The organism is Yinghuangia seranimata (genome assembly GCF_029953285.1).
GTDB classification, from domain to species: Bacteria; Actinomycetota; Actinomycetes; order Streptomycetales; family Streptomycetaceae; genus Yinghuangia; species Yinghuangia seranimata.
The window spans coordinates 46404-58441 of sequence record NZ_JASAOI010000052.1 but is presented as its reverse complement, the minus strand read 5'-3'; the positions used below and the strand labels follow the sequence as shown (position 1 = coordinate 58441).

The following is a 12038-nucleotide window of genomic DNA, read 5'->3' as shown; positions in this document are numbered from 1 at the left end:
TCGTTTTACGGTACAACCGACTGCGCCGACCCGAGATCGTATGGGGGACCGCGTGACGCGCACCGAAGAACCGCTCGGCCGCCTGCTCGACCAGGTGGCCGCCGAGACCGGCCTCGACGACTTCGGGGACCCGTCCTTCCGAACCGGCCTCGACCGCATCGCCGCCGCCGTCGACGAGACCGCCGACCTCACCCCGATCGGCCGCATGGTCTTCGAGGGACAGACGAAGGCGGCGCTCACCGCCCGCGCGAAGGTCGCCGACTGGGAGCGGCGGCACCCCGGACTCGCGGACGAGCCGGTCACCGCACCCGTGTTCGTCATCGGCCTGCCCCGCAGCGGCACCACCGCGCTCAGCCACCTCCTCGCCGCCGACCCGGCCAACCGGTCGCTGCTGGGCTGGGAGGCACAGAGCCCCACGCCGCCGCCGGAGACCGCGACGTACCACGACGACCCGCGGCTGCACGCGGCCCGCTCCGCGCCGAGCCTGGTCGACCGACTCAACCCCGGCTTCAAGGCGATCCACCACGACCCGCCCGAGGCGCCCGTCGAGTGCACGGTGCTGCTCGCGCAGCACTTCGCCAGCCTGATGCTGTCGACGATGTACACGGTGCCGGAGTACGACGCGTGGCTGCTCGCGAGCGACATGACCGCGGCGTACGACCACCACCACCGCATGCTGCGGCTGCTCCAGTCACGTTGCCCCGGCACGTGGTACCTGAAGGCGCCCGTGCACTGCCACGCGCTCGACGAGGTCGTGGCCCGCTACCCGGACGCGCGCTTCGTCGTGACGCACCGGGACCCGGCGGTCACGGTGGCCTCGACGTGCAGCCTCGTCCGGTCGCTGTCGGGCACCTTCACCGAGACCGACCACAGCGCGACCATCGGACGTACCTGGTCGGGCAACCTCGCCACGATGGCAGACCGGGTGCTCGACCACCGGGCCAGGCACGGCGACGGGCGGTTCCTCGACGTCGCGTACGCCGACCTGGTCGGCGACCCGATCGGCACCGTGCGGACCGTGTACGGCTGGCTCGGGCGCGAACTCGACGCCGACACCGAGGCCGCGATGCGGGCGCACACGCAGGAGAACAAGCAGCACAAGTTCGGGCGACACACCTACGCCCTCGACGACTTCGGGCTCACGGATGAGTGGGTGAACGACCGCTTCGCCGCGTACCGCGAGGCGTACGGCATCCCCTTCGAACGGCGCCGGTAGGCGCTTCTTCCGCTGCTGACACGAACGATCGGAGCAGCCATGACCACTCCCGAACGCAACGACGCGGGGCCGCTGTCCGCGCTGTGGCACACGCTGTGCGACACCCTGCGCGACGCGGAGAACAGCTTCCTCGACCCGGCGCGCGGCGTGTTCGACCAGCGCACGGTGGCCGAGGGCTACCGCAGTCTCAGCCACGTGATGCGCTACGCGCTCGAGATCTACCTCGAATCCGACCCGGCCGCACCGCGGTTCATCCCGCTCGCCACACCGACCGCGCGGATCCTCGGCGACAACACGGACACGCACTACACGATCGCGGTCATCGACGGCAGCCGCGACTACGTCGTCACCGGCCGCCGCGGCGACGAGTGCTACCTGTCGTTCACCGTGCACGGCGGCCCCGACCCGGCCGCGCACCTGGGGCACCGCACCGTCGGGGACCTCAACCACCGGGGGATCACCACCGAGCCGGACGGGTCGTTCCGCATCACACTGTCCCGCGACAAGCCGGACACCGGGGACTGGATCCCGCTGACCGACGACGCGTCGATCGTCATCACCCGCGAGTACTACTTCGACAAGGACACTTCGCGGCGTCCCTCATTCTCCATCGCCGCGACCGAACCCCCTTCGGGTCAAACGGTGTTCGACGTCGACCGGGTGGCGGAAGGCCTGCGGGCCGCGAGCTCCTTCGTCGCCCAGACCGTGCTCGCGCAGCCCCAGCGCTACGTCGAACCGAACGAGATGGCACCGCCGTTCCGGTTCACCCGCACGATGCCCGGGTGGGGGACGCCGGACAACGTGTACTGCCGCGCCCGCTACGAACTCGCCCCGGACGAGGCGCTGGTGATCGAGGGCGACGCGGGGGACTGCGTCTACTGGGGCATCCAGCTGTGGAACTCCTTCATGCAGTCGACCGACGGCCCGGCAGGCCCGGTCTCCCGCAACACCCGTACGGCGCAGCTGACATCGGAAGGCCGCTTCCGCGTCGTCGTCGCCCACGAGGACCCGGGCCCGGGCGAACCCGACTGGCTGCCGACCACCGGCCTGCACACGGGCGTGGTCTTCTGCCGCTGGCTCCTGCCGAACCACGAACCGGTGGCGCCGACGGCTACGGTGGTGAAGCTGGCGGGGCTGCACCGCTGACGAGGCGCCGGAGGGGGCTGCACGTGCCGGTGATCCGGCTCAGCGGGAGGGGCCGGTTCGGTGCGGGGGCGCGTCGTCGGGTTGCGATCGTGCCGGCATCTGCGCTGCGGGCTCGCACGTTGCGGCGTGGAAGTCCCTTGCCATGAACCGTTCCTGACCTGGCTGGTGGCGGTGTCCTGGCGCCCCTCCCGATTTTTGATGGTCCGCGCGGCCGAACGGCTGTCAAGCCGCGGTGGATCTTGCATGAACAGGTGGCCTGTCGCGTGCTGTTGGGGGCGGCTTGACAGCCGCCCGTCCGCGCAGAAAACCCGGCAGCTATCGGGAGGGGCGCGGGGTGTGGAGACACTTCGGCGGCGCTGGTCCTGCCGGGCTGCGGTCCCAGCGTGGTGCGCGCCAAGCCGGTGCCGGTCGGGTGCCGGGTCGGGTCCGGGCCCGAGTCGCGCGCCGGGTCCCGACCGCCCGGACTACTGGAAACCATTGTCAAAAGAACCATATGGCAACCAGGTGGCCATTTGGTTCTTTTGACGCAAAGCCAATAGGGATTCGGGTGCCTTAATGCCCCAATTTGGTCCGATATGAGAACCGTGACGTGCGGTGACCGGTCGTCAAAGGTGGTCGCCCGCCCGCCCCACGCTGGGACCGCAGCCCGGCGACGCAACGCACCCGATGCGCCTCCACACCGCCTCCCCCTCCCGATAGTTGCCGAGGTTTTAAGCGCGGCCGGGCGGCTGTCAAGGCGCCCCCTGCAGCACGGAACAGGCCGCCGTTCCAGGGGAGATCCACCGCGCCTTGACAGCCGTTCGGCCGCGCGGACAATCCACAATCGGGAGGGGGAGATGGCCGCCGCCGGCAGACAGGCCAGGGGACCGTGCATGGCCGACGGTCTCCACGCCGCAACGGCCGAGGCCCGCCCCGCACATGGCGACTGGCTCGCCCGCCGACGACCCGCCCCGCGACGGAGTGGGCCACACCCCCACTAGCCCAACCCCGGTCCGGCCCACCCCAGTCGGCCCGAGGCCGCCTGCCGTGGGCCCGCACCTGCGCGTACCTGCCCGCGCTACCATCCGGCGGCGCGCTCGTTGTCCTCGCCGAGGCGAGCCGTGTCAACGCGTAGCATCGCGCGGTGGGTCCGGGGTGGCGGACGGCTGCCGGGCTGAGGAGGCGGGTGGATGGCTGACCAGATGCCGGACGACACGACGGGCGACCTGCTCCCGCTCGTCGTCGTCGACGCGGCCAACGTCGTGGGCTCCGTCCCCGACGGCTGGTGGAAGAACCGCCGAGCCGCCGCCGAACGCCTACGCGACAGCCTGGCCGCCCTAGGCGAGACCGGCCTCCCGACCACGAGCGGAGCCCCACCCTGGGCGGTCGGCCACCGAGTCGAGGTCCTACTGGTCGTCGAAGGCGCCGCACGCGGCGTCGAGTCGATCCCCGGCGTCCGCGTGATCAGCGCAAAGGCCAGCGGCGACGACGAGATGGTCGAGGTAGTGACGAACATTCTCGCCACCACCCCGAACCGCCCTTGCCTGGTGGTGACCGCCGACCGAGGCCTGCGCACAAGAGTCACCGCCTTGGGCGCCGAGGTAATCGGCCCCCGCTCGGTCCGCCCGAGGTAGAACGGCAGGCTGCGCCGAGACCTCGGGGACCACCTGAGAGCTGTGCAACGCTGAAAACCCTTGGCCGGGTGGCTCCAAGGGCGGCCACCATACCCCGGTGATCACACGCGAGCAGGCAGTCTCCCGGGTCGCCGCGCCCGACAGCACAAATGCATATGCGCCCGATCGCGGCACGACGTCAGTGGCACACGCGCACGACGGAAGCACGACCAGAAAGGCAAGGCATGCCCCACGACGCCGGCGGGTCGCACGAGTTGACCGACGTCGAGCGGGCGTTCATGGTCAACTCGTACGAGATCGACATATTGGCCGGTGTCTGGGGCGATCTCGACCAGCCGTGGACGGTCGGCGAGCTGGTGGAGATCCTGCTCCCACTCATCGACCGTGGGTGGATCGAGGTGCGCCGCCTCGCCCCGTGGATCTCACCGACCGGCCAGGCCGGCTTGCAGCACGGCGAACTGGTGCCCCGTGAGCAGCTTCCGGCGGTGCTTGAGGACCCGGCCAACTGGAAGTACCCGGACAACGACGACTGGATCGGCGCGGTGACTTTGGCCGTGACCGAGGCGGGGAGGAACGTCGGTCGTGCTCCGTCCCAGGGGTGACCGAATAGGTTGCCCAGCGAAAGCGCGACGAGAAAGGCAACGCATGTCCAGCGACACGCAGATCCAGGTTGGTGACGAGGTGCGGGTCACGGAAGGACCGTTCGCGGACTTCACCAGTCCCGTGACGGCATTCGACGTTGATCGGGGCCGCGTGCGGCTGATCGTCGACATCTTCGGCGATCCGACCAATGTCGAGGTGCCCGTGTCGACCGTCGTCAAGATCGCCTGACCTCGTCTGCCGGATCCGGAAACGGGTCACCCCCGCCGTGTGGTGTGGGCGGGGGTGCCGTTGGGTGCGGTCTGCTCGTGGTCGGCGGTCGCGTTGGGGGTTACGTGGTGGGCTGCTTCGGGGTTTCGCCTGCCTTGGATACTGCGGCCTTGGTGAGGATGGCTGAGGTGCCCAGGACGGTGCCGGTCGGGCCTGCGTCGGTGGGGGCGGTCAGGATTGTGCGGTCGCCGAGGAAGGTGTTCGTCTTTCGGTCGAAGATCCACTGGGTTTGTTCGTTGTGGGCGGTGCGGGCGACGGCGATGCCTTCGCGGCCCGCCGCGTCGGTGGCGGATTCGACGACTGTCACGCCCGGGATCTTCGCGGCGGCCTGGTACAGGGCGGCGGTGACCTGTGGGGGTGCCCAGGTTTCGGTGAGGAGGTCGCCTATGGCGGTGAAGGCGCGCTGGTCGGGGTCCTGGCCCTGGCCCTTGGTCTCGGCGTAGACGCGTTGGAGCAGCGTGTCGGGGTCGGTCGGGAGCGAAGCGACGTACTGGTGCGTCGGGTTGGTGATCGACGGCGGGGTCGTGAGGGTGCTGGGCTTCGGTGTCGCGCCCGGGCCTTCGAGGGTGAAGACCTGGCCGGTCTGGTCGCCGGTGGTGCTGTCGGGCTTGCCGTCTTCGCGGATCAGGCCGGGGCGCGAGCCGTCGGCGGACAGCCAGACGCGGCGCGTGTGGGCCTGGGGGACGGTGGCCGGGCCGCCGTCGGCGCTCTGGGCGGCGTAGGCGACCTTGCTCTCGACGTACACGAACTGGTCGGCGCGCACGGTGGGTTGCGGGTTGCCCGCAGCCGCGTGCGCGACCTGGGTGAGGAGTTGGACGGCCGGGTTCGGCGCCGGGACGCCGGGGGCGGGCTGCGACGTGGGCGACGCGACCGGGGTGTCGTCCGAGCCGCCGCCGAGGTTCGCCGCGACGAGGCCGCCGGCGAGGGCGCACGCGGCGACCGGGACCGCGACCCACGCCCAGCGGCGGGGGCGGGCGGCGGGGCGTGTGGCCTGCGTACCGGAGTCGGGCGAGGCCGGGTGTGTCTTGCGCATGAGGTCTTCCTTGAGCAGCAGTTCGCGGTCGCGCGCCAGGTCGGGAACCGTGGGCGGCGGCAGCAGGGCCGCCAGCTCGCGGCGCTCGCGCTCGTCGGGCCGCGGGGGCTGCGGGTGCCGGTGGTTGGTGTTCACGCCTGGTTCTCCTGGGTCGACCGGGCCGCCGGGAAGCGGCCTGTAACTGGCTTGCCGGAGCGCGGCACGCGTTCCATGTCGGTTTCGGAAGGGGCCGCCGCGCTGTCCGACGCGCCGTGCGGCGGGGCGGTGGGCGCGGGCTTCGCGGCCGTACGGCGCCCGCCCCGCAGCCGCGCGAACCGCCCGCGCTCGGCCCGCAGTTCCGCGTCGGCGAGGTCGCTGAGGCGGGCGCGGGCGCGCGACAGGCGGGAGCGCACGGTACCGACCGGGACGCCGAGGGCCTCGGCGGCCGCGGCGTAGTCGAGCCCGGCCCACACCACGAGGGTGAAGACCTCGCGTTCGCGGCGGCGGAGTCGTTCGAGTGCGGCGCGGGCGGCGCGCAGCCGTTCGGCGTCGTCGATCCGGCCGAGGACCTCGTCGGAGAAGTCCGGTACGGCGTCGCGTTCGGGCATGCGGGCCAGTGCCTCGTGGCGGCGGCGTCGGGAGCGGGCGTTGCCGCGGATGACGTTGGTCGCGATGCCGAGCAGCCACGGGCGCAGGTCGCCGGCGTCGGGTTGGAGGCGTTCGCGGCTGCGCCAGGCCTCCAGGAACGTCGTGGAGACGACGTCCTCGGCGGCGGCCCAGTCGCCGGTCACGCGCAGGGCGTAGCGGTAGAGCACGCGTGCGTGCAGGTCGTACAGCTCGCCGAACGCGTCGCGATCCCCGTCGCGGAAACGGTTCCTCAAAGTTGGTTCCACGTCTTGCCCTTGCTCCGCGCCCGTCCGCGTTCCGGTGATCTACGCCACTTCGCCCCGTGGTTCGGGCGCGTGCTGTGAGCCACGTAACGGGAACAGGTGCGCGGCCCACGGTCAGGGCATGGACATGGACCAACATCTCATCCGACGCCGCGGCCTCATCGGGGTGGTCGCCCTCGCGCTGGTCGCCGGGGCCTCGCTGACGGGCTTCACGAGCGTCGCCGACCCCGCCACGGTGGCGCTGACCATCACGCACATCGGCCGCGACGGCGCGGCGGCCGACGCCTATGCGACGACGGTCACCGGCGTGTCCGGCCCGGGCGCGGACGTGTCGGTGCGCCCGTACGACGCCTCCGGCACCGTCACCGTCCGCCTGCCCAGAGGTCGCTACCTCCTCGACAGCCGGCTGACCGGCGGCACGGACTGGATCGTGCGCCCCCGCCTCGACCTCGACCGCGACACGGCCGTGACCGTCGACGCGCGCACCACCCGCCCGGTCGACGTACGGCCGCCGGACCCGGCGGCGCGGTTCTCGCACAGCGCGATGTTCGTCGAGGTAACGCACGCCGGCGCGACGCGCACGACCAACCTGCTCAACGGCTCGCCGAACCTGCGCGTCGCCCACCTCGGGCCCGACGCCGAGCCCGGCTTGGTGCGGCAGTGGTTCGACGCGTACTGGGTGGGGCCGGGCGGCCCTGGCCCGGCGGCGTACGCGCTCGGCTACACCTTCACCGGCGAGCGGGCCCTCACCGGGCTGGTCCGGCATCCGGCCCCGCGAGACCTCGCCGCGGTCGTCGTCCGCGGGGGTGCGGGCCCGGGGACGACGGGCACCGCGTCGGTCGAACTCCAGCCGACCGCCGGGCCGACGGCCGGACTGTCGCAGACCCTCCCGGTGCCGGGGAGCGCGACCTATATGGTCACGCCCGAGCGTGGGACATGGGACATCACATACTTCACCTCCGCCGCGCCGGGGACGCGGTCGAGCCGTTACGGCGCATACGGGATCGCGGTCGCGGCCGGTGCCACGTCGACGCACACGTTCGACACGCCGGTCTTCGCCCCGGCGCTGCCTGCGGGCGCAGGTGTCACCCGCGACGGCGACACCCTCACGGTCGACATCCCGGTCCTGGCCGACGGTGCCGGGCACGCGCCCGCCGGACCGCGGTACGACCGGGCCACGACCACGCTGCACCGCGACGGCGTCCTGGTCGGGAAGAGCAACGGCGACCCCGGTCGGGCGCAGTTCACCACCACGCCCGGGCGCGGGGTGTACCGCCTGACGACGCACGTGGCCCGCCAGACGGCGCCCGGCTTCCAGGGGAGCATCACGGCGTCCTGGACGTTCCGCTCCGCGACGACCGGCGGCCCCACGCCGCTCCCGGTCAGCGTCGTGCGGTTCGCTCCGGAGCTGAGCCTGTCCGGCACCGCCGAGCCATGGGCGACGCGGCGCGTCCCGGTCGTGCTGCAAGGCGCGGCCGCGCAGGGGCGGGTCAGGTCGCTGAGCGTGACGGTGTCCACGGACGGCGGCCGGACGTGGAGCCGCCTGCCCGTCGTCGACGGGGCGGTGACGATCCGGAACCCGGCGGCGGGCCACGCGGTGTCGCTGCGGGCGGACCTGATCGACGGTCAGGGGAACACGCTGACGGAGACGCTGCTGAACGCGTACGTGTGCTGAAGCGGACACGGGCCTCGCTCGCTGGCCGTGCGCCCGAACGCCATGGACGGGCGGTGTGGCGGATGCCTCGGTGCCCGCCCTCAGCCAGTGCGCCGTGCGGGTGGGATGCCCGCGAAGCCTGGCGTGCCTGGCGCGGGCCGGGCGGAACGGCCGCACAGACTACGCGGTATGAAAGTCGCAGCCAGGGCCGCCGCGGTGCTGACGGTCGTGGCCCAGGCGGTGCTCTTCGCGTGCCCGGCGGCGCAGGCCGCGCCGGCCGCTCGGGTCCCGTCGTCCGCGGAGATCGCGAAGACCGCCGAGTCGGCCGAGGCCACCGAGACCGTCGCGCCCGGCGTGACCTACCGCGCCTTCAAGGTTCCGACCCCGCGCGGCGACACGCGCATGCACGAACTCGCCGTGGTGCCGGCCTCGGGCGGTCCGCACGCCGAACTGCTGTACCCCGGCACGGTGGCGGCCCGCAGCACCGTCAGCCGCATGGTGGGTGCGCGCAACGCGGTGGCCGGCGTCAACGGCGACTTCTTCCACGTGGAGGAGACGCAGCACCCGGGTGTGCCCGCGACCGGGTCGCCGACCGGGCCCGCGGTCGTCGACGGGAGCCCGCTGAAAGGCGCGGTGCCGCTCGGCCAGCGCTACGGCCCGCGCCCGCCGCCCGGAGCGACCCCCGAGGACGTGTTCGGCGTCGGGACGGACGGCGTCGCCCGCCTGGACCGCCTCACGCTGAGCGGCACCGTCAAGACCCCGACCGGCCCGCTCGCCGTCGGCGGACTCAACCAGTACGCCCTGCCCGTCGGCGCCGTCGGCGTGTTCGACTCACGCTGGGGCGCGACCTCGCGGGCGCGTGCGGTGTGCGGCACCGACACCAGCCGGGCCGGGGCGTGCAGCACCGACGTGCAGGAGGTCGCGGTGCGGGACGGGAAGGTCGAGGCGGTGTCCGCCGCGGCGGGCAGCGGCGCGATCCCACCCGGCACCATGGTCCTGCTCGGGCGCGACGCCGGCGCCCGGGCGCTACGCGCACTCGCCCCCGGGACTCCGGTGCAGGTGGACTACGACCTGGCCGCCGCGAGCGGGACGCGCTTCGCGTTCGCGCTCGGCGTGTCCACGCTCATCCGCGGCGGCTCACCGCTCGCGGGCCTGGACGCGAAGGCAGCCGCACCCCGTACCGCCGTCTGTGTCGCCGCGGACGGGCACGGCCTCCGGCTGCTGGCGACCGACGGCCGTGGCGGCCGGTCCGCAGGGCTGACACTGTCCGAACTGGCCGCCGCACTCAGGCCGTTGGGCTGCGCCGACGCCGGCTACCTGGACGGCGGGGGATCGGTGACGATGGCAACCCGCGACGGCGGCACCGGCAAGGTCGCCGTGCGGAACACCCTCGACGGCGGCGCGGAACGCGAAGTCCCGAACGGGATCGCGGTGTTTGCCGGGCAGTGACGTCAGGTGTTCTGGAATCGGGTACCGGCGGCCGCGATCTTCGTAGCCACCGGACGCGAGCCCAGCGGATAATCCGCCGGGACCCGCGGACCCCGCGCTTAAGATCCACTGATGACTGCACGACGGGTTTTGCGGGACGGCGACGGGCGGGCACTGGCCGAGTACGTCGAAGGCGTGCGCAGCGGGCGGCCGTGGGCCGACGCGCTGACGGTCCTTGAGGGGACCGGAATCGACGCCGTGGTGGAGGCGGTGCGCGCGCGGCTGGGCGGGTGGCTGGTCAGCTCGTCGGACGAGATCGGGCTGCGGCTGGTCGCGGACGGCGCGATCAAGTTTCGACATGCACACGTCTACACCTGGGACTTGTCCGCCTCGCCGCCCGACGGAGCCTGGGCCGAGCCGAAGTTGGTCGACGGCCTGACGCTGGTGCCGGCGCACGAGCGGGAGCCGGCCGACCTCGTCGGTGCGTGGATGACGGCGTACCGGCCCGGCCACCCCGACAACCCGAACGGCGTGACACGGGAGACCGCCCGCGAGCAGCTCGCCACCCTGATCAACGGCATCAGCCTGGGCCCGCTGCTGCCGTGCAGCGTCGTGATCCAGGACGGTGCCAGGCCCGTCGCCGCGTGCCTGGTCAACGGCCGGCAGGGCGAACCGCCGCTCGGCGGCCCGTGGATCGCCGAGGTCTTCCGCGACGCGGACCCGGCGTACGCGGGCCTCGGCACGGTCGCGCTGAAGGCCGCGGTGGGACGCGCGGCGCGTGACGGCCTCGCCTCGGTGGGGCTGGCGGTCACAGAGGGGAACCCGGCGCGCGCGACCTACGAGAAGGCCGGGTTCGTGCACGCGGAGAGCAGCACGACGGTGCTGATCCCGGAGCGGCGACGGGACAGCGCCGAGTAGGATTGCGCCGCAACAGGCAAGGCGCGAGCCGCGCGCCGCACGCCGCGACGCGATGCGTGCAGATCAGGGTGGCTCTGGGCCACGGACCGACCTGACCTGCACGCAATCGGGCGTCGCGGAGGCCTCAGGCCTCGTCGAGCAGAGCCAGCTCCTCGGCGGTCAGCTGGATGGCCCCCGCCGCGACGTTGTCCTCCAGGTGCTCCGGGTCGCCGGTGCCCGGGATGGCCAGCACGTGGGGGCCCTGGGCGAGCGTCCACGCGAGGCGGATCTGCGCCGGGGTGGCGTCGTTGGCGCGGGCGACGGTGTGGATCGCGTCGCTGTGGTCGTCGCCCGCGCCGCGCGCGCCGCCCGGGCCGGCGATGGCGAAGAACGGCACGAAGGCGACGCCCTGTTCGCCGCACGACCGGACGAACTTCCGGTCGGCGAGGGATGCTCCGATGCCGTACGGGTTCTGGACGCACACCACCGGCGCGATCGCCTGTGCTTCGGCGAGCTGTTCGGGCGTGATGTTGGACACGCCGAGGTGCCGGACGAGGCCCGCGTCGCGCAGGTCGGCCAGTGCGGCGAAGTGCTCGCCGATCGACCCGTTCGCCCGGCTCGGCGGCACCCGCAGGTTGACGACGTCGAGGTGGTCGCGGCCCAGCTGGCGGATGTTCTCCTCGACCTGCCCGCGCAGCTGCTTCGGCGACGCCCACCACCATTCGCCGTCCGCGGCGCGGCCCGGCCACACCTTGGTCGTGATCACCAGATCGTCGGGGTACGCGCCGCCCAGAGCCGAGTTGATCAGCTCGTTCGCGGAGCGGAGCGGGCTGAAGTAGAAGGCCGCGGTGTCGATGTGGTTGACGCCGAGCTCGACCGCGCGCCGCAGCACGCGGATCGCCTGGTCGCGCCCGCGCGGCTCGGCGCCGTCCTCGAATGCCACGCGCCCGGGCAGGCGCATGGCGCCGAGGCCGAGGCGGTTGACGGTCAGATCGCCGAGCGTCCATGTTCCGGCGGCAGCGGCGGATATCGGTGCGGGAGTCATGATCGGAGTCTGCCATCTGGCGGACGGCCGCGGCGTGAGGGAAACCGCCCTTGCGGTGCGGGAACGGCGACCGTTTAGGGTGTGGCCGCACGCGACGGCATGGTCACGCTACGGGGGCGAGTACATGACGGGTTCGGACAACCATGGGGACGGTCGGCCGGAGGCACCGGACGGCCAGGACCAGCGGACGGCGCAAGGCGGCCAGGGTTCGCGGCACGAGCAAGGCGCCCAAGGCGCCCAAGACAGCCAAGGCAGCCAAGGCGGGCA

At 72.8% G+C, this 12038-nt stretch carries 11 protein-coding genes; 8 read left to right on the top strand and 3 right to left on the bottom strand.

The window, feature by feature from the left end; translation table 11 throughout:
- The first annotated feature begins 52 nt into the window (after window positions 1-52).
- From QI554_RS31370 to QI554_RS31350, 5 genes are all read left to right on the top strand, one after another.
- A complete protein-coding gene (locus QI554_RS31370) occupies window positions 53-1216 on the top strand; it encodes a sulfotransferase family protein (protein ID WP_281474704.1) in 1164 nt (387 codons plus the stop codon).
- Between the two features lie 39 nt (window positions 1217-1255).
- Entirely contained in the window at window positions 1256-2362 is a 1107-nt protein-coding gene (locus QI554_RS31365; RefSeq protein ID WP_281474702.1) for a DUF1214 domain-containing protein, read from the top strand.
- A gap of 1169 nt (window positions 2363-3531) precedes the next feature.
- Complete coding sequence (locus QI554_RS31360; protein ID WP_281474700.1) at window positions 3532-3975, top strand: NTP pyrophosphohydrolase; 444 nt, start codon at window positions 3532-3534, stop codon at window positions 3973-3975.
- A 224-nt stretch (window positions 3976-4199) separates the two neighbouring features.
- A complete protein-coding gene (locus QI554_RS31355) occupies window positions 4200-4577 on the top strand; it encodes a hypothetical protein (protein ID WP_281474698.1) in 378 nt (125 codons plus the stop codon).
- Window positions 4578-4620: 43 nt separating this feature from the next.
- Window positions 4621-4806, top strand: coding sequence for a KOW motif-containing protein (locus tag QI554_RS31350; RefSeq protein WP_281474697.1), 186 nt, complete (start codon window positions 4621-4623; stop codon window positions 4804-4806).
- Window positions 4807-4906: 100 nt separating this feature from the next.
- Here QI554_RS31350 and QI554_RS31345 read toward each other — a convergent pair whose 3' ends face one another.
- Window positions 4907-6013 carry a CU044_5270 family protein gene (locus QI554_RS31345; protein WP_281474696.1) on the bottom strand — a complete coding sequence of 369 codons (1107 nt, stop codon included), beginning with the start codon at window positions 6011-6013 and terminating at the stop codon, window positions 4907-4909.
- Window positions 6010-6738 carry an RNA polymerase sigma factor gene (locus QI554_RS31340; protein WP_281474693.1) on the bottom strand — a complete coding sequence of 243 codons (729 nt, stop codon included), beginning with the start codon at window positions 6736-6738 and terminating at the stop codon, window positions 6010-6012. Before QI554_RS31340 ends, QI554_RS31345 begins: the two co-directional genes overlap by 4 nt.
- Before the next feature lie 130 nt (window positions 6739-6868).
- Between QI554_RS31340 and QI554_RS31335 the strand changes: the two genes are divergently transcribed.
- The 3 genes from QI554_RS31335 to QI554_RS31325 all read left to right on the top strand — a co-directional run bounded on the left by QI554_RS31335 (window position 6869) and on the right by QI554_RS31325 (window position 10747).
- On the top strand, window positions 6869-8422 hold the full coding sequence (locus QI554_RS31335; RefSeq protein ID WP_281474691.1) for a serine protease: 1554 nt from the start codon (window positions 6869-6871) through the stop codon (window positions 8420-8422).
- A 168-nt stretch (window positions 8423-8590) separates the two neighbouring features.
- A complete protein-coding gene (locus QI554_RS31330; RefSeq protein WP_281474689.1) occupies window positions 8591-9850 on the top strand; it encodes a phosphodiester glycosidase family protein in 1260 nt (419 codons plus the stop codon).
- A 111-nt stretch (window positions 9851-9961) separates the two neighbouring features.
- On the top strand, window positions 9962-10747 hold the full coding sequence (locus QI554_RS31325) for a GNAT family N-acetyltransferase (protein WP_281474688.1): 786 nt from the start codon (window positions 9962-9964) through the stop codon (window positions 10745-10747).
- 124 nt (window positions 10748-10871) lie between these two features.
- On the opposite strand, the gene QI554_RS31320 is transcribed toward QI554_RS31325, so the two are convergent.
- A complete protein-coding gene (locus QI554_RS31320; RefSeq protein ID WP_281474686.1) occupies window positions 10872-11771 on the bottom strand; it encodes an aldo/keto reductase in 900 nt (299 codons plus the stop codon).
- Window positions 11772-12038: the final 267 nt, after the last annotated feature.

Coding starts and splice junctions, on each gene's coding strand:
- QI554_RS31365 (WP_281474702.1), top strand. CDS start 1,256: ATGACCACTCCCGAACGCAACGACGCGGGGCCGCTGTCCGCGCTGTGG.
- QI554_RS31360 (WP_281474700.1), top strand. CDS start 3,532: ATGGCTGACCAGATGCCGGACGACACGACGGGCGACCTGCTCCCGCTC.
- QI554_RS31355 (WP_281474698.1), top strand. CDS start 4,200: ATGCCCCACGACGCCGGCGGGTCGCACGAGTTGACCGACGTCGAGCGG.
- QI554_RS31350 (WP_281474697.1), top strand. CDS start 4,621: ATGTCCAGCGACACGCAGATCCAGGTTGGTGACGAGGTGCGGGTCACG.
- QI554_RS31335 (WP_281474691.1), top strand. CDS start 6,869: ATGGACATGGACCAACATCTCATCCGACGCCGCGGCCTCATCGGGGTG.
- QI554_RS31330 (WP_281474689.1), top strand. CDS start 8,591: ATGAAAGTCGCAGCCAGGGCCGCCGCGGTGCTGACGGTCGTGGCCCAG.
- QI554_RS31325 (WP_281474688.1), top strand. CDS start 9,962: ATGACTGCACGACGGGTTTTGCGGGACGGCGACGGGCGGGCACTGGCC.
- QI554_RS31320 (WP_281474686.1), bottom strand. CDS start 11,771: ATGACTCCCGCACCGATATCCGCCGCTGCCGCCGGAACATGGACGCTC.